The sequence below is a fragment of the Pseudomonas sp. PDM09 genome (assembly GCF_014852305.1).
Classification (GTDB): Bacteria; Pseudomonadota; Gammaproteobacteria; order Pseudomonadales; family Pseudomonadaceae; genus Aquipseudomonas.
The window spans coordinates 933,400-950,163 of the sequence record NZ_JACVBI010000001.1 but is presented as its reverse complement, the minus strand read 5'-3'; the positions used below and the strand labels follow the sequence as shown (position 1 = coordinate 950,163).

Genomic DNA, 16,764 nt, shown 5'->3' with positions numbered 1-16,764 from the left:
TAGCTTTCATATTTTTATTGCTCGGCAGGATGGCGAGGACAATCCACGGGACTGACCAGATGTCTCTGCAATAGCTGGAAGTAGCCATGAATGACATAGCCATTGTTTCGCGCAATCCATTGTTCACGCCTGGTTCTATACACCCGGGGTAAATAAAACCAGGGCAAACCGGGAAGATCGTGATGAACCAAGTGAAAATTGAGGTTAAGAAAGAGCCAACTCAACAGCCCTGACGATTCGTTGATAACCGTGCGGTGTTCTGGAAGCGTTGACGGGCGATGCTCGTAAAACGACCTGATCATGGCAATGGACAAGGCCGGCAGAGAAACTAACATTATGTACTGTACGGCACTGATGGCGCTGTATTGTTCAACCAGGGCCAGCACTACGCCAACACTTAGTATATGAGCTGCCCACATCCGCCAAGCGATTCGCCCGGTGTGAAATAGCCCTCCGATCTCGCTACTCACGAGGGTTATCACCGCCAATGGCGCGCCCATAAGCAAACGACCACCCAAGGTCTTGTTTACCCATAACAGCGTTCTGATATAACGAGGCGAGCGCAACCAAAAAGCACCGGTGACATAACGACTTTCTGGATCTTGACCCGGCACCGTCAGCACCTCGTCGTTGTGATGCGCTAAATGCGTGTCCCTATAAATGTCATAGGGATACCAAACGGCGAACGGCAGAAATCCCAGGGCTCTATTTATGGCAGGCCAACGAGTTGGATGACCGTGGATAAGCTCATGCTGAATCGACATCCAGAGCACAACCAGTGGAACCAACAGGACAATGGTGAATACTTCGCCGAGTGCGTCCCCATAAATAACAATAAAAGCCCAGGCCAGATAGAACCCGACCAATAAAAGCCAAGTAGGCCATTCGGTTTGGCTGGTTAATGTCGTGCTCAGCTTAACAATTTCAGCTCGATGAGCTTCATCCAAATAGTTTGGCATTTGTTGTAAGTCGCGATAGATCTTGCTCGGAACAGAAGCCCAATCACTTACGCGTCAAGCTGCAACCCCATGGGACCGGGTATTACCTGAAGAGGATTGGCTAGGCTAGCGGTATGGAAGTGCCCAACAGCGATTATTCACATGGCGTAGAGCAGAAACGCCAAGCCTTCGCTGATTGCACTGCAGGCTTCGCTGTTGGCCTGACAAGGAAGAGGTTTGCCGGTAACGAATGGAATGGCAATGGAGGCACAAGGACTAACGCGGATATTGCCGGAGTGAGAAATCGCGACATGAGCTCTGTCATAAGACAGAGCCTCAAGGCTGATTTGGAAGATTCGGGCGCCGGACATAGTCGTACCATAAAATAGGATTAAACATATCCGGCGGTCCGGTAACCACAATGTAGCAGAATGGCTAATGCACTCAAGAAATATATTTTATTATGCTTATTCCAGAAATGAATAAGCATTAAGCGGTGCATCTCCCCTCCTCTCAACGTGTCTGCTCCGCTAGCCTAGTTTCAGCGTACCGACTCTAAGCAACTTTACGCATTGCCGACTAACTAAATGACCGGCTGCTCCCGAAAGGCCTAGATAGCCACGAAGAATCTAGCGCTACATTAATCGGCGACGCTATGCAACCTGCGCGTAAATGCCCAGGCCGCACCGCAACGCAATTACGCGGGTGTTGAGCGGCCTTAACATGTTCGGTCATTGAAACAGTCAGGGCGCACTCAACAACAAATTACGATCTCGGCCTCGCAACATCCGAAGCTAGACCTCTGATTTTTTCAGACTAAACCTTTGTGGCATCGCACTCTCCACTCCGCAACAAGGCTCAAACCAATTCGGCTAAAGATGCCGGATTGAAGCCCTTCAGATCTGCGTAATCGCCATTTTCCACCTTGGCTGCCCAATCCTTGTCACTTAGCAGAACACGCCCTACAGCGATCAGATCAAACTCTTCGCGCTCCATGCGCTCGACAAGCCGATCCAAACTCGCAGGGGTTGACCCCTTGCCGGCGAATGCGTTAGTAACATCATTATCTAGCCCAACCGAACCAACACTGATGGTCGCGGCCCCGGTTACTTTCTTCGCCCAGCCCGCGCAGTTCAGGCCGTTCTCACCGTCAATCTCGGGGAACTCAGGTTCCCAGAAGCGGCGTTGTGAGCAGTGCAGGACGTCGACACCAGCCTCGACCAATGGCAACAGCCAGTCTTCCATCACAGCTGGTGTTTCAGCGACGCGTACGCCGTAGTCCTGTTGCTTCCACTGGCTGACGCGCATGATGATCGGGAATTCAGGGCCAACAGCATGACGAACAGCAGATACGATCTCGCTGGCAAAGCGCGAGCGTTCCTTGATTGTCGGGCCGCCGTAGCGGTCGGTGCGCAGATTGGTACCAGACCAGAAAAACTGATCGATCAGATAACCATGGGCTCCGTGGATCTCAACGGTATCGAAGCCCAGTCGTTTGGCATCCGCTGCGGCCTTGGCGAACGCTGCTACCGTGTCGGCAATGTCCTCTTCACTCATCGCCACACCACGCAGGTCACCTGGCGAATCAAGGCCCGACGGGCTTTCCACTGGCGCATCTGGCTCCCAGTCGTTGATGTAACGCGTGGAACCGGTGTGCCAGATCTGCGGTGCCATGCGCCCACCAGCGTTGTGGACCGCATCGATCACGTTTTTCCACCCCGCCAGCGCCGCTTCGCCGTGAAAAAAAGGGATGCCGGAGTCATTGCGCGATGCTGGGCGATCAACCACGGTGCCTTCCGACAAAATCAGCCCGACACCTCCCTCTGCCCGCCGCCGGTAATAGGCAGCGCTCGCTTCACCCGGAATGCCTTCGGGTGAGAACAGACGCGTCATTGGCGCCATGACAATCCGGTTTTTCAGTTCAAGCGAGCGGATGGAAAGAGGACGAAACAAAATGCTGCTATCAGGGTTTGACATCGGATGGACTCCATTTGCTTTTGGAAGTCACACAAGTATATTTTGTAGACCTAATGTCAATTAGGCACTTAGAGTCGCCTAGGTATATATGAGGAAACTTCGATGCTGGAATTAAAGCCGCAATGTTTTTCGTCAGACTGCCCAAGCCGGGCGCTGTTCGACCAAATCGCAGATAAGTGGTCGATGATGGTTCTGGCGGTGCTTGATGATGGACCGCATCGCTTCAATGCCATCAGGCGTCGCCTGGAGGGCGTCACTCAGAAGGCACTGACACAGTCCCTGCGGCGGTTGGAACGAAATGGACTCGTCTCGCGCAAGATCATTTCGTTCTCGCCCGTGGCAGTGCAGTATGAGATCACCCCACTTGGTCTAACACTGCAGCAGCCATTTCGCGAATTGCATAAATGGACGCTCGACAAATTGCCTGAGGTTGAAACGGCCCGGTTGAAGTTTGATGAGGCCGCAGACGTAAAGCTGATTATGTGATTCTTTTAACGACTCCCCGCCACTGCCAACCTGCAACGCATTACTTGATAGGTTTGCCGGCGGTATCCCTAAACCTACCAGCGCTACATTAAGTGCCTAATTGACTCTAGGTTTATCGCGCATACCTTGTAATGGTCGACAACGATGGTCTCACTTGATGCCTTATTGCGACCCTTGATCAACGCTTCTCTGCGACTCTCGACGATTGGCCAAGCGCCTTCGATATCGACGCGGCAGCGCTGATCCCAGCGGCCTGACCTTTTTTGGAAAGCCCAATATGACGAGGAGTAAAATGCGCAAAAATCTTCAATTTTACATCGATGGTTCGTGGGTGGAGCCCGCTGGCAATATCGTAATAGATGTAAATAATCCGGCTGACGAAACGGTTGCCGGCCAGGTCGCGCTCGGTGGCACCATTGACGTCGATAAAGCAGTCGCAGCGGCGAGAGCCGCCTTCCAGACCTTCTCGCAGATATCGGTTGATGAGCGTCTTGCACTATTCGATCGAATCATCGCAGCCTACTAGTTGCGCGCACATGACCTTGCGATAGCAGTGTCCGACGAAATGGGCGCACCGCTATGGCTTGCCGAGCAATTGCAAGTCACGGCCGGCCTCGCCCACATTCAAATTGCTCGCGCCGCGTTAGCCAAATACAGTTTCGAACACGAGATGGGCACCACTGAGATCGTACGCGAGCCGATTGGCGTCTGTGCGTTAATCACGCCATGGAACTGGCCGCTCAACCAGTTGACCTGCAAGGTGGCCGCATCGTTGGCGACAGGCTGCACGATGGTGGTGAAGCCTTCTGAAGTGTCGCCCTTCTCGGCGACGATCTTTACCGAGATCATGCATGATGCCGGTGTACCAGCCGGTGTTTTTAATCTGGTACATGGAGACGGCAAAGGTGTTGGCGACGCACTGACTGGTCATCCTGAAGTCGATCTCGTCTCGTTTACTGGATCTACATCCAGGTAGCGCGTAATGCTGCACTGACGGTGAAACGCGTACACCAAGAACTTGGCGGAAAGTCGCCGAACATCCTTTTGCCGAGTGCCGATTTCCCTTCCGCCGTGGCGGCGGGCGTGGCTCAAATTATGCTCAACAGCGGTCAATCATGTAATGCGCCGTCACGGATGCTTGTTCCATTTACACGAATGGATGAGGTAGCCGATCTCGCGCGCACTGCGGCAGCGCAGTGGGTTGTCGGACACCCGGCGAACAATGCCAAAATGGGGCCGGTCGCCTCCGAGGCGCAGTGGAGCAAAATCCAGAACCTGATACAGATCGGCATCGATGAAGGTGCAACACTGATCACAGGGGGGCTCGGCCGACCTGAAGGGCTTGATGCCGGATTCTACGTCCGGCCGACCGTCTTCTCCGACGTGACGAATGACATGACTATCGCCCGCGAGGAAATCTTCGGGCCGGTGCTTGTCATCATCGGTTACACCGATGAAGCCGACGCAGTGGCGATCGCCGATGACACGGTATTCGGTCTTGCCGCTTATGTTCAGGGCGAACATACAGCCGCCGAGGCAGTGGCACGCAAACTTCGGGCCGGACAAATCACGCTCAATTATGCCGACATGGATTTGGCGGCACCGTTCGGGGGATACAAGCAGTCGGGTAACGGTCGTGAATGGGGAGAAGTTGCGTTCGGCGATTTTCTCGAAACCAAAGCGATTGTTGGCTTTCGCCGGGCCATGTGACGAGCCTGCTGCCGGACAGGTTGCCATGAACGTCTGAGTAACCGTCAAGCACTAGGCAACTAGTGCTAGGACATCCGGTGACGTTACCTAAATCGGAATCTATGGCTTAGATGACGGTAACGGTATGATCACGTACTGGTAGCCGGTCATCGTGGCAAGAGGACACTGGAAACAGGGGAGGTACAGCAAGGTCTGGTCTGGACAGGTCGTAGGTCTGATTGATGACATTCCAACTGTGCGCGAGCTTATGGACCGCATTGTGGCCGAATGTCGCCAATCCCTTGCTACGGCCACAACGATGGCCAAGCAGGCGTCTTCATAAACTATCGGGCCGCCACCGCTTCTTCGGTGGTCCGCCAATTAAGTTGGGCGGACACCGGGATCCCGGGCTCAGTCGCCCGCAGTCAACTTTTATCGTTGCGTTGGCGAAAGCTTCCCGGGCTTTCGCCCGTCCATTGCTTGAAAGCCCGATGAAATGCGCTGGGTTCTCTGAACCCGACCTTATAAGCGATGTCCGCAATGCTCAGCGACGTTGTTCTCAAAAGCTCGAATGCAACAACTCGACGTACCTCATCCTTGATTTCCTGGTAAGAAAAACCCTCGCGCCTAAGGCCGCGCCGTAGACTGGCAAGATTGACATCGAACTCATTTGCAACCTGCTCAAGCGTCGGCCAGTCGTCATATCCGCACTCTTTCAACCGCTGATGAATCCGGGCACTGAACCCTTCTCGATTACGGAATCGGATAAAGACCGACTGGGGCGCATTGCGTAAAAAAGTGTAGAGCGCTTTGCGGTCCTGCACTACCGGAAGAGCCAAGTACTCGCTGTCAAACTCAATCTCCGTCGCCACAGCGTTGAAATCGACATTTGCGCCCCAAAGGAGATTTGTATCGCCGTGAGGCGGCCGCCTGTAGGCAAATTGCGCCCGGCCTATCGGGATGCGCCTACCGGCTAACCAGCACAGCAGACCCACAATCATCAATAAGAACGTCTCGGTCACCACTGCCTTCAAATACTCGTCGTCTGAACGACAATGCATGACTACCACCACCCGTTTACCGCGCACATGAACCTCGCATCGAATATCGCGCAAGAACAGCTCGAAGTATTTCAGTGACAGCTGCAGCGCGTTGCCAACAGTCGGCGCCTGAATCAATCCGCGGCATATCAACGCAAAACTACCGACAGGCATTCCATGGGAGTCGAACCCAAAGAATTCATCATCGAGCTCTCTGATTACGGCTAACCAAAGATGGGCCAATAACGTCGGGGACACCCTGTCATCCAGCGCTTCTGGCGTCTGTACTGTGAAACCCGACTCCATTAAAAGTCGGGCCATTCGCTCTGGTTGATCGTGAAAGCGCATGAGCAGGGCTTTGACGAAGTACGATGAAATCGAATGCTTTTCTCTCATAGTTCCTGCAATGCGTATGGCAAAAAATAGCACTTTTGCTGAGCCGTATTGGCATAGGCCCATCTCTGCATGGGCCACTAAACTGATCGTCACCAGAACATTACTTCAGATATCGGCCTACCTGTCACCTGTTGAACACAAGGGCCGACAGAGGCGACTTGTCATACCAAGGAGCTCCTCATGAGTACCCGTGAAGTTTTTATTGTCAGCGCTACCCGCACCGCAATAGGCACCTTTGGTGGCACGCTCAAAGATGTCACGCTGGGCGACCTGGCGACCATCGCCGTCAAAGCCGCCTTGCAGCGCAGTGAAATCGATCCGGCATTGATCGAACATGTGGTAATGGGGAACGTAATAGCGACGGAACCGAGGGATGCCTATTTATCTCGCGTGGCGGCCATGAATGCCGGCATCCCCAAAGAAACTCCCGCGTATAACGTCAATCGCCTGTGCGGTTCGGGTTTACAGGCAATCGTGTCGGCTGCACAAACTCTTTTATTGGGCGATGCCGAGATCGCCATTGGCGCGGGCGCCGAATCCATGAGTCGTGGTCCGTATCTTCTGCCGTCGGCGCGGTGGGGAGCTCGCATGGGTGATGCCCAGGTAGTCGACTATATGCTTGGCATCCTGCATGACCCCTTCCACGGGATCCACATGGGTATCACTGCGGAAAACATCGCAGAACGCAATGGTATTACCCGTGAGATGCAGGATGCACTGGCCTTGGAAGAGCAGAAACGTGCGACGCATGCGATCGCTGAAGGTCGCTTCATCGACCAAATCGTTCCAGTGGAAATCCAGAGTCGCAAGGCCACTCAGCTATTCAGTGTCGACGAACATCCCCGCAGCACTTCTCTGGAACAGCTTGCCCTGATGCGTTCGGTATTCAAACAAAACGGCTCGGTGACCGCCGGTAACGCGTCCGGACTTAATGACGGCGCCGCTGCATTGGTTATGGCCACGGGAGCCGCGGTGAAGTCCAATAACTTACGCCCCCTCGCCCGGCTTGTGGCCTACGCACATGCAGGTGTCGAACCGGAATTAATGGGGCTCGGGCCGATCCCTGCGACACGTCTTGCATTAAAACGGGCAGGTCTGACTGTGGCAGACATGGACGTCATCGAAGCGAACGTCGCTTTTGCAGCCCAAGCCTGTGCAGTCACTCAAGAGCTTGATTTGGACCCAGCCAAGGTTAACCCCAACGGTTCCGGGATTGCCCTTGGCCACCCAGTAGGGGCCACCGGAGCGATCATCGCCACGAAGGCCATTCATGAATTGCACCGCACAGGTGGGCGGTATGCACTGGCGACAATGTGCATCGGTGGCGGCCAAGGTATCGCGATCATTTTTGAAAGGGTTTGAGAATTTTATGAACATTCAACACATTGCGGTGATCGGCGCAGGCGTCATGGGCAATGGCATTGCTCAGGTCTGCGCCTTGGCAGGTATAAACGTTTCATTGATCGACATTTCTGACGAAGCGCTGGCAAAAGGTCTGGCTGCTCTCACCGGTAATTTGGAGCGGCAGGTTCGCAAAGAGGCAATCTCGTCCTTCGATAAACAAACCGCTCTAGGGCGTATAACGTTGAGCACCGACTACGCCGTGCTGGACCAAGCAGATTTGGTGATCGAAGCCGCTACCGAAAATCTTGAGCTAAAAAAACGCATCCTCAAACAAATCGACGATGTGGTTGGCAGCGACTGCATCATTGCCAGCAATACCTCCTCTTTGTCGATCACTGAACTCGCGGCAGTGGTTAGGCGACCTGAGCAATTTATCGGCCTGCACTTCTTCAATCCAGTGCCGATGATGGGCCTGCTGGAAGTCATACGCGGTTTGCAAACTTGCGACGCTACTCACACGACAGCGCTGGCGTTGTCGGCCCAGATAGGCAAGAGTGCGGTGACGGTGAGTAACCGTCCTGGTTTCGTGGTTAATCGTATTCTTTGCCCAATGATTAACGAAGCAATCTTCGTGCTGCAGGAAGGTCTGGCGAGTGCCAAGGACATTGATCTCGGCATGCAATTGGGCTGCAACCATCCCATCGGGCCGTTGGCACTGGCAGACCTGGTTGGGCTGGACGTGCTGCTGGCGGCATTGCAAAGCCTTTATGGGGGCTTTGACGACTCCAAGTATCGTCCAGCGCAACTGCTTAAGGAGATGGTTGCGGCCGGTTATTTGGGTCGTAAAAGCGGCCGTGGCTTCTATTCGTACGAGTGAAGCAATCATACCCACCCTTTAAATGACACCGTAAGCCAATCCCATATCGACCAATCCGCATCGAACAAACACTCAAGTGAAGGTACAGGCCATGATTGCATTCATGGCAGCTACCCTTGTTCGCGACGACGGTCATTTCATTGCGCCGGGTATCTGGATCAACCGCGAATAGCTCTCCTAACCCGGCATCTTAATGATACACAATTCAAGGCTATTAGCTGTGCGCAGTGGTCGTGCGCCTAGTAAAGGGTGCTCGCATCAAGAAATGTCATAGGGAGTCTCTAGCTTCGCTTTTTGATGCATAAGGATAAAAATGTTCAGCTCAAGCCCTTCGTAAATTTCAGGTAAGCAGCTTGGAAGGGCGCCCTCTCCGCCTGAAAATATAATTAGCAAGATTCCTACAAGCCAACATATCATAAGCAAGCTTATGTAATATTTGGTGAGTACAATGACGATTCAACCAACAATGGGCTTCGTTCTTCATGACGTTGCTCGCCTGATGCGCAAACGCTTTGAACAGCGTGCGCGGCAATATGACCTGACCCGCTCGCAATGGCAGGTGCTGTCAAAGCTGGCAGTAAACGAGGGAATTCATCAGAAGGGTTTGGCCGATCTGCTAGAGATCGAGTCTATTACGCTGGTCCGTCTACTCGATAAAATGCAGGAGCGCGGCTTAGTCGAGCGACGCCGTCATCCCACCGACCGGCGCATGACACTGCTTTACCTGACCCCCAATTCCCACCCGTTGTTCAAGGTGATGCGCTCACTTGGTGATCAGACTCGCGTCGAAACCATGTCCGGTTTCTCTGAAGCAGAAAGCGTGCTGCTTCAACAATTTCTGACGCGCATGCGCGAGAACCTGCTCCATGCTTGCGGCCAACCGGTGGACCATGAGGAGCCAAGCGATGTCCGAACTCCGCACTGAAATCGCCACCGGCCTGAACGAATCACCAGAGCAAACATTACCGGTCCGGCAGCGCCTGCGCCGTGTCCTGTTTCTGCTATTGCCCGTCGCCCTGCTCGCCGGTGTCGCCTTGTACATTTCGGGTGGCCAAGTGATCACCACCGACAACGCATATATACAGGCCGTCCGCGTTGGCGTATCCACAGATGTGGCCGGGATTGTCGACGCAGTGGAAGTTACCGATAACCAGGTGGTGACTAAAGGTCAGGTATTGTTTCGTCTACGCCCTGAGCCTTTTCAAATCGCCCTCGACAGTTCCAAAGCACAGTTAGGAGAAGTGCATAACCAGCTCATGAACCTAAAAGCCAACTACGCTGCGGCGCAAGCTGAGATAACTCAGGCGCAATCGGAAATTCCGTACTACGAAAAGAATCTGAAGCGCCTGGATACCCTGGTCAGTGTTTCGGCGGTGTCGAAAACCCAGTATGACGACGCCCGCCACGACCTGCAGACCACTCAGCAAAAAGTTACGGTGGCCAAGGCGCAAGCCCAGTCCATCCTCGCCCAACTGGGGGGCAATATCGACCTTCCGCTGGAGCAACAGCCGAGCTATCTGCAGGCCCGAGCCAAGGTTGATGAAGCGGCGCGCAACTTTAAAAACTCGGTGGTGGTGGCGCCCTTTGCCGGCATTGTCACCAACGTCGATTCGCTGGCTGCGGGAGCCTATCTTCAGCCTCCACAATCCGGCTTTAGCCTGGTCTCGACTGAGCAAATGTGGGTGATGGCGTCGCCAAAGGAAACCGAACTTACCCATATGCAGCCCGGCCAACCAGTGACAATTACGGTCGATAGTTATCCTGGTGAGACCTGGCACGGCACGGTGGAAAGCATCAGTCCCGCGTCGGGTTCGAGCTTCTCCCTTCTCCCGGCACAGAACACCACCGGCAACTGGGTCAAAGTGGTGCAGCGTATTCCGGTGCGCATCCGCATAGAGGATGCTGCCGGAAAACCGCCTCTACGCCATGGCATGAGTGTAGAAGCCGACGTCGACACCGGCCGCGCCCGTGGCCTACCAGAGCTCATCAGTAACCTGTTCGTCAGCAAGGCCCAGGCGCATGAGTGACTGCGACACGGTGATGCCGCCCTCCACGCAGCGGTTCATGATCACCGCTTGCGTGGTTCTGGCGGTCATCATGCAGGCGCTCGACACCACCATTGCCAACGTCGCCCTGCCCTATATGCAGGGCAGCGTGTCGGCAAGCTCCGACCAGATCAATTGGGTCTTGACTTCATACATTGTTGCCGCAGCAATCATGACACCCCCCTCTGCTTTCCTGGCCCGCCGCTTCGGGCGAAAAACCGTATTGCTCTGGGCTATTGTCGGCTTTGTGCTGGCGTCGGTGCTGTGCGGCATTGCCCAGTCGCTGGAAGAGATAATCGCTTTTCGCCTGATGCAGGGTATGGCCGGGGCAGCTTTGGTGCCTCTGTCGCAAGGAATTTTGTTGGATGTTTATTCGCTCAAAGAACGCGGCTCGGCCATGGCGCTATTCGGTGTCTCAGTGATGGTCGGGCCGGTCCTGGGGCCGATGCTGGGCGGCTGGCTCACAGAAAATCTAAGTTGGCGTTGGGTGTTTTTTATTAACGTGCCCATTGGGCTGATTGCTTTGCTAGGCATCATTCGCTACGTCCCGCAAACAACGGCGGATAAAAACTCACGCCTCGACTGGCTGGGCTTCGGCTCCCTCAGCGTGGCGATTATGGCCGTGCAGCTGTTTCTCGACCGTGGCGAGCAATTGGGCTGGTTTTCCTCCCTGGAGATTGTAATCGAGGCCGTGGTAGCGCTTTCCGCCATCTATGTTTTCCTCGCTCACACCTTCACCGCCAAAGACCCTTTTATCAGCCTTAAATTGTTCAAAGACCGCAACTTCTGTGTTGGCGTGGTTTTTATCTTCATCATCGGTATCACCTATTTGGCCTCCCTCGCCCTCATGACGCCGTACCTACAGAACCTGATGGGTTACCCAGTGTTAAAAGCGGGAATGGCGATGGGGCCGAGGGGGCTGGGCACCATGCTGAGCATGTATCTAGCCGGACGCTTGGCAAGCAAAGTCGATACCCGCTGGCTGTTGTTCTGTGGGCTTGCGTTGTCGGCCGGCTCCATGTGGCTCATGACTGGCTGGACGCCCAATGTCTCCATGCAGACCATTGTCTATGTCGGATTCATTCAAGGCGCTAGTCTGGGCCTAATGTTTGTCCCACTTTCGACCATTGCCTTCACCACGCTACCCGCTTCATTGCGTGCGGATGGCACCGGGCTATTCAGCCTATCGCGTAACGTCGGCTCAAGTGTGGGGATATCCATTGTCACTGTTTTGCTGATACAGAACACCCAGATCAACCATGCCGAGATAGGTGCGCATGTCACCGCATTCAACAGATCGTTCGATGCGTGGCCTGTCAGCAGTTTGCTCAACCCTCTAACAGCCAGCGGCCGCGCCCTTCTCGATAATATGATCAATATCCAATCCACCTGGATTGCCTATATCGATAACTTCAAACTACTGATGGTGCTGTCATTGGCGGTCATGCCGTTGCTGTTGTTTATCAAGCCTGCGCCGGTACTTCCGCCTAGCGAACACAGCCCGGTAATCGACTAAGCAACGCCAGCCTGCCGCTCGCTTAACCCTAGCCGTACCATCGCCGCGGTGGTCAGAAGCAGGAAACTCCCTCGAGCCAAACGCATTGGGTTGCGCGTAGTCGGCTGGGACTCGCTGGAAATTGAGCAGTGGGTCGTTGAATGCTAGGCCAGCACGCCTGATGCCATGCGTGTGGTATCGGTGGTCTTCACCAAAGGTGGGGTAGGCAAAACTACAGGCGCCGCCAACCTTGGCGGTCTGCTGACGGATGCTGGCCTGCGCGTCCTGTTGCTGGATCTAAATAGACAGCTCATCCTCTCCATCTATTACGCGTTCAGCCGGAAAGCCGTTGCCGCGGCGTACGAATACATTGCACTCGCCCTAACGGCACCTGCGCAGATTGCTTCCAAGACGGTGATCACAGGGCTCGACCTGATCCTCTCCAACGATCCAGCAAACCGACGACATTACCTCACCGTGGTATTTCTACATTGGCACCGGTGTGACGTCGTTGATTGCCCTGACGGCGCTGCGCAAAGAAGATTTTGTAGCAGGCTCGGGGGGGGTGGAAGCACGTTCGAAGGCTTGCGAGGGTGTACAGGATTTTGTGTAACTGGCGTTACTGTGGCGATGTTATTGAGCGCCAAGTGAAAGAGCTTCATGACTGCATCGTCTGCGGAGAATGAAGCTCTGCTTTTCGTCACCTATCGAACAGTGGGATGACGCTCGCCCAGTTCTTTCGCCACGATTGGCTAATCAACGGGGCGATTCGGGCTCCGCTTAAAACGAGTAACGGCCCCAAACAGAAAATCCAGGCGCACCTGAGTGGGTATGTCGAGCATCGAATACATCAGGCAACGGCCTGACTTGCATTGCCCGTAGCCCAGGGAATGGGCGTCCTTGCTGTCGCCGAAGGAAGCAGACTGCTAACGGCGTCAAGGCGACTGACTTGCTGCGCCGAAAGTTCGACCGACAGTGCACCGAGGTTGTCGGTGAGCTGGGTAACTGACCGGGGGCCGATGATGGGAACCGAGCCATGTGTACCCGCCCAGGCGATTGCGACCTGTCCTGGGTTGACGCCTAGTTCGTCAGCGACCGCGATCACTGTGTCGAGCACCTTAGTACGATGCTCGCTGTTCTCCGGCTGAAAAACCTTGCCACCAAACGCTTCAGCACGTCCCTTCTCACCGTTGCGATACTTGCCGGTCAGCATGCCCCCGCCCAATGGGGACCAGGTGACGATTCCGAGCCCCAGCGCATGAGAGGCTGGAAACAAATCAGCCTCAGGTTCACGCCGAACCAAGCTGTGCTCGAACTGTGCTGCGGCGATCGGCACCGCATGGGTGAGTTCGGCGAGGGTGACTGCCCGCGATAGCCGCCAAGCTGGGAAGTTGGAGAGCCCGGCGTAAAGAATCTTGCCCGCGCGCGCCAGATCCTCGAACCCTCGAACGATTTCTTCGGCAGGTGTGACATTATCCGGCCAATGCGCCCAGTAGAGGTCTATGCGATCAGTCCGCAGACGTTTCAAGCTTGCCTCCACCGAGGCCACCATCGCCTTGCGACTGTTGCCGGTGACAAGCCGGTTAGCGTCTGACTGTGCACCCCTGGTGTATTTGGTCGCGAGTACGAAGTTCTCGCGCCGCCCCTCCAGCAGGGTGCCGAGCAGTTCTTCTGATTGCCCAAACTGATAAACGTCTGCGCCATCGATAAAGTTGCCGCCCGCTTCGACGTATGCGTTGAAAATCGCCTTGCTGGTATCCTGATCGGCGCCATGACCCCAGCCGGTACCGAAGTTACCCGTACCAAGAACTACCTGCGAAACCTGCAAGCCCGTCTTGCCGAATGATAGGTATTTCATGTTTTCTCCGTTAATCACATCAGGAGCCTTTCAGCACGCCGCCGCAGGTGCCGATCGGCGTCCGGACCGGGCCCAAACAACGATGTCACGGCCATCAGCGCTCATCGAAGGGGTTGTGGGGTGATCGAAGATCAGGCATGTCGTGGTGGCGTGCGCGTATAGCCTTCCATCAGGGCCGACGATCCGCCCCTCGGCCGTGGCGACCTGGCTCCCGACATGAATCACCTTGCCCTCAGCACGCACCAACGGCACCGCATCGGTCAAGGCACGCACCACATTGAGCTTCAGTTCAAGCGTGGTATAGCCTTTGCCTACCGCCAGAGTTGTATGCACGGCGCAGCCCACCGCCGAGTCCAGTAGCGTTGCGAACCAGCCACCGTGCACGGTGCCCATAGGGTTGTAATGCCTGCTCCCGGGCCGACCTTGAAAGACAGCGACGCCGGGTTCCATGTACATCGGCAAAAAGTCGAGGGTGTCTCCGATAGGTGGAGGGGGCAACTCCCCGGCAAAGATCGCCTCGAAGACTTCCATCCCCGTGAGGTTGAAAGCCTGCCCTCTGGGCATCGCATCAGGTGCCTGAAGGCGAGCACGGACGGTCTGCTCCTCCTCAATCCATTGCGCTACAACCTGATTGATATCCATCAGTGGCTCCTTCTTCATATACTTGTATATGCAATAGTTGTAGGTACAATATACCGCATGAAGAAACCGATCAAGCCACAAGGATGCACCAACCTTAAGCTTCGCCAGCTCACACGCATGGTGACGCGTCACTACGACCACTATGTCGCAGAGACCGGGTTGAAAAACACGCAGTACGCGCTGCTATCGCATGTCGTCAAGCTAGGGCCAATTCGTCCCGGTGATCTGGCAAAGCGCATGCAGATGGATGCTTCGACATTGACCAGGAACCTTCAGCCTTTGGCGGCCCAAGGCTTGCTGAGGGTCGGTGCAGGCGATGATTCGCGCAGCCGTCTTGTCGACGCAACTGAGGCTGGACACGCGAAGCGAGCTGAAGCACAGCGCGCCTGGAAGCTCGCGCAAACCGCACTCAACGAGCTGTTGGGCATCGAGCGCGTCGCCGCATTGCACGATCTTCTGGATGCTTGCATCGAATGCCTTGGCGACGACGCGGATGACACCGCAGGGGACTAATTTTTTCGGGCGTACGCTTGAACCTAAAGACCCTTGAAAATAAAAAAGCCAACGGATTCAAATCCATGACGAAAACTATTGCCCACTCTTCAAGCCAGGTGGCCGATGCCAAAAATACATCCTTTGCCTATCGACAGGTTGGCCTCCAAGGCGACGCTACCCACGTTATTTTTATACAGCCGGCACGGGAGGTGACGCATGGAGGCTAAAGGCACATTGGCGGTTATCAGCGCGCAATCGCGACCAATAAGCCAGCCACTGACCGGGAGAATTGTGGCGTTGCTTGCAGGTTTAGCGGCTATCAGCACGCTGTCCACGAACATCATCCTGCCGGCGTTCCCCGTCATCGGTGACGACTTGGGGGTAGACGCTCGCGAGCTTGGCCTGACGCTGTCCAGCTTCTTCATCGCCTTCGCACTGGGCCAGTTGGTGGTCGGGCCACTCGCTGACCGCTACGGGCGCAAGAAGCTGGTGTTGGGCGGACTCGCGATCTTCGTAGTAGGCACCGTCATTGGAGGCCTCGCCACCACACTCGATACGCTAATTGCAGGGCGCGTCATCCAGGCATTGGGCGTGTGCGCCGCCTCTGTGTTGTCGCGCGCAATTGCACGGGATCTGTTTGAGGGGGAGGCACTCGCTCGTGCCTTGTCGCTGACCATGATTGCCACCGCCGCAGCGCCAGGTTTTTCACCCCTGGCTGGGAGCTTGATGTCGGTCACGCTTGGATGGCGGGCAATTTTTATCCTGGTAGGGCTAGCTGCCATAGCGCTCGCCTTTTTCTACGTTCGCGGCCTTGGTGAAACTCATCCAGCCGACCGACGCTCGCCGCATTCAGCCAAGAGTGTAATGCAAGCCTATTGGCGGTTGACGCTCGATAAGCGCTTCATCCTGCCAGCCCTTTCGATGAGCCTGCTGATGAGCGGACTGTTCGCGTCGTTCGCCGCCGCCCCCGCTATTTTGATGAAAGGGATCGGCCTGACGTCGTTGCAGACAGGCCTGTACTTCGCCTGCACGGTATTCGTTGTGTTCGCAGCTGGCATGGCGGCCCCGCGCCTGGCGCACCGTTACGGCCCGAGACTCATTACCACACTCGGTATTGCCTGTGCCGTGACAGGCGCAGGGCTACTCCTCGCAGGCCCGTCCGATCTGAGCCTTGGGTGGTATGCCCTTTCAATGGTCACGTTTCTTTGGGGCATGGGCCTGGCCAATCCACTGGGCACAGCCATCACCATGGGTCCTTTCGGCAAGGAAGCCGGGATGGCTTCCGCCCTGCTGGGCTTTTTTTCCATGGGGGCGGCAGCACTGACTACCTGGCTGGTATCGGTACTAACATTCGCGCCGGTCACGGCACTGGGAGGTGTACAGACGACAGCCTGCCTGATCGCGCTTGCGCTGTTCCTTCTACGGGGCAGTCTCGCGAAATAAACGCGAAGGTGCTAAGGCCTTAGCGAAGGCGACCATTAA

At 55.4% G+C, this 16,764-nt stretch carries 13 protein-coding genes and 3 pseudogenes; 11 read left to right on the top strand and 5 right to left on the bottom strand.

What is annotated here, in order from left to right:
* Positions 1-14: 14 nt before the first annotated feature.
* Both IB250_RS04205 and IB250_RS04200 read right to left on the bottom strand, forming a co-directional pair.
* Complete coding sequence (locus tag IB250_RS04205; protein WP_192343100.1) at positions 15-959, bottom strand: fatty acid desaturase; 945 nt, start codon at positions 957-959, stop codon at positions 15-17.
* Positions 960-1,796: 837 nt separating this feature from the next.
* A complete protein-coding gene (locus tag IB250_RS04200; protein WP_192343099.1) occupies positions 1,797-2,915 on the bottom strand; it encodes an NADH:flavin oxidoreductase in 1,119 nt (372 codons plus the stop codon).
* 102 nt (positions 2,916-3,017) lie between these two features.
* Here IB250_RS04200 and IB250_RS04195 point away from each other — a divergent pair, with 102 nt between their 5' ends.
* A complete protein-coding gene (locus IB250_RS04195; RefSeq protein WP_192343098.1) occupies positions 3,018-3,401 on the top strand; it encodes a winged helix-turn-helix transcriptional regulator in 384 nt (127 codons plus the stop codon).
* 292 nt (positions 3,402-3,693) lie between these two features.
* Positions 3,694-5,111 (top strand): annotated as a pseudogene (locus IB250_RS04190) (aldehyde dehydrogenase family protein).
* Between the two features lie 404 nt (positions 5,112-5,515).
* On the opposite strand, the gene IB250_RS04185 reads toward IB250_RS04190, so the two are convergent.
* Positions 5,516-6,526, bottom strand: a complete 1,011-nt coding sequence (locus tag IB250_RS04185; RefSeq protein WP_192343206.1) for an AraC family transcriptional regulator — start codon at positions 6,524-6,526, stop codon at positions 5,516-5,518.
* Positions 6,527-6,706: 180 nt separating this feature from the next.
* Here IB250_RS04185 and IB250_RS04180 point away from each other — a divergent pair, with 180 nt between their 5' ends.
* The 7 genes and pseudogenes from IB250_RS04180 to IB250_RS04150 form a co-directional block, all read left to right on the top strand.
* The gene (locus IB250_RS04180) at positions 6,707-7,888 is read left to right on the top strand and encodes an acetyl-CoA C-acyltransferase family protein (protein ID WP_192343097.1); all 1,182 of its coding nucleotides are present in this window, start codon (positions 6,707-6,709) and stop codon (positions 7,886-7,888) included.
* Between the two features lie 7 nt (positions 7,889-7,895).
* Positions 7,896-8,747: a 3-hydroxybutyryl-CoA dehydrogenase gene (locus tag IB250_RS04175; protein ID WP_192343096.1), complete on the top strand. Its 852-nt coding sequence runs from the start codon at positions 7,896-7,898 to the stop codon at positions 8,745-8,747.
* A 448-nt stretch (positions 8,748-9,195) separates the two neighbouring features.
* Positions 9,196-9,672 carry a MarR family winged helix-turn-helix transcriptional regulator gene (locus IB250_RS04170; protein WP_192343095.1) on the top strand — a complete coding sequence of 159 codons (477 nt, stop codon included), beginning with the start codon at positions 9,196-9,198 and terminating at the stop codon, positions 9,670-9,672.
* Positions 9,653-10,774 carry an HlyD family secretion protein gene (locus tag IB250_RS04165; RefSeq protein WP_225603259.1) on the top strand — a complete coding sequence of 374 codons (1,122 nt, stop codon included), beginning with the start codon at positions 9,653-9,655 and terminating at the stop codon, positions 10,772-10,774. Before IB250_RS04170 ends, IB250_RS04165 begins: the two co-directional genes overlap by 20 nt.
* The gene (locus tag IB250_RS04160; protein ID WP_225603258.1) at positions 10,767-12,308 is read left to right on the top strand and encodes a DHA2 family efflux MFS transporter permease subunit; all 1,542 of its coding nucleotides are present in this window, start codon (positions 10,767-10,769) and stop codon (positions 12,306-12,308) included. Before IB250_RS04165 ends, IB250_RS04160 begins: the two co-directional genes overlap by 8 nt.
* Before the next feature lie 63 nt (positions 12,309-12,371).
* Positions 12,372-12,455, top strand: a pseudogene (locus IB250_RS04155) (AlpA family phage regulatory protein); the annotation flags it as partial.
* Between the two features lie 18 nt (positions 12,456-12,473).
* Positions 12,474-12,830: pseudogene (locus IB250_RS04150) on the top strand (ParA family protein); the annotation flags it as partial.
* Positions 12,831-13,137: 307 nt separating this feature from the next.
* Here the strand turns inward: IB250_RS04150 and IB250_RS04145 are convergent.
* Both IB250_RS04145 and IB250_RS04140 read right to left on the bottom strand, forming a co-directional pair.
* Entirely contained in the window at positions 13,138-14,145 is a 1,008-nt protein-coding gene (locus IB250_RS04145; RefSeq protein WP_192343093.1) for an aldo/keto reductase, read from the bottom strand.
* Between the two features lie 30 nt (positions 14,146-14,175).
* Positions 14,176-14,787 carry a PaaI family thioesterase gene (locus tag IB250_RS04140; protein ID WP_192343092.1) on the bottom strand — a complete coding sequence of 204 codons (612 nt, stop codon included), beginning with the start codon at positions 14,785-14,787 and terminating at the stop codon, positions 14,176-14,178.
* Between the two features lie 57 nt (positions 14,788-14,844).
* On the opposite strand from IB250_RS04140, the gene IB250_RS04135 reads away from it, so the two are divergent.
* Together IB250_RS04135 and IB250_RS04130 are read left to right on the top strand one after the other, a co-directional pair.
* Complete coding sequence (locus IB250_RS04135; RefSeq protein WP_192343091.1) at positions 14,845-15,300, top strand: MarR family winged helix-turn-helix transcriptional regulator; 456 nt, start codon at positions 14,845-14,847, stop codon at positions 15,298-15,300.
* A gap of 198 nt (positions 15,301-15,498) precedes the next feature.
* Positions 15,499-16,725: a multidrug effflux MFS transporter gene (locus tag IB250_RS04130; RefSeq protein WP_192343090.1), complete on the top strand. Its 1,227-nt coding sequence runs from the start codon at positions 15,499-15,501 to the stop codon at positions 16,723-16,725.
* Positions 16,726-16,764 lie beyond the last annotated feature (39 nt).

Coding starts and splice junctions, on each gene's coding strand:
- IB250_RS04160 (WP_225603258.1), top strand. CDS start 10,767: ATGAGTGACTGCGACACGGTGATGCCGCCCTCCACGCAGCGGTTCATG.
- IB250_RS04195 (WP_192343098.1), top strand. CDS start 3,018: ATGCTGGAATTAAAGCCGCAATGTTTTTCGTCAGACTGCCCAAGCCGG.
- IB250_RS04140 (WP_192343092.1), bottom strand. CDS start 14,787: ATGGATATCAATCAGGTTGTAGCGCAATGGATTGAGGAGGAGCAGACC.
- IB250_RS04130 (WP_192343090.1), top strand. CDS start 15,499: ATGGAGGCTAAAGGCACATTGGCGGTTATCAGCGCGCAATCGCGACCA.
- IB250_RS04200 (WP_192343099.1), bottom strand. CDS start 2,915: ATGTCAAACCCTGATAGCAGCATTTTGTTTCGTCCTCTTTCCATCCGC.
- IB250_RS04185 (WP_192343206.1), bottom strand. CDS start 6,526: ATGAGAGAAAAGCATTCGATTTCATCGTACTTCGTCAAAGCCCTGCTC.
- IB250_RS04145 (WP_192343093.1), bottom strand. CDS start 14,145: ATGAAATACCTATCATTCGGCAAGACGGGCTTGCAGGTTTCGCAGGTA.
- IB250_RS04205 (WP_192343100.1), bottom strand. CDS start 959: ATGCCAAACTATTTGGATGAAGCTCATCGAGCTGAAATTGTTAAGCTG.
- IB250_RS04135 (WP_192343091.1), top strand. CDS start 14,845: ATGAAGAAACCGATCAAGCCACAAGGATGCACCAACCTTAAGCTTCGC.
- IB250_RS04165 (WP_225603259.1), top strand. CDS start 9,653: ATGTCCGAACTCCGCACTGAAATCGCCACCGGCCTGAACGAATCACCA.
- IB250_RS04175 (WP_192343096.1), top strand. CDS start 7,896: ATGAACATTCAACACATTGCGGTGATCGGCGCAGGCGTCATGGGCAAT.
- IB250_RS04170 (WP_192343095.1), top strand. CDS start 9,196: ATGACGATTCAACCAACAATGGGCTTCGTTCTTCATGACGTTGCTCGC.
- IB250_RS04180 (WP_192343097.1), top strand. CDS start 6,707: ATGAGTACCCGTGAAGTTTTTATTGTCAGCGCTACCCGCACCGCAATA.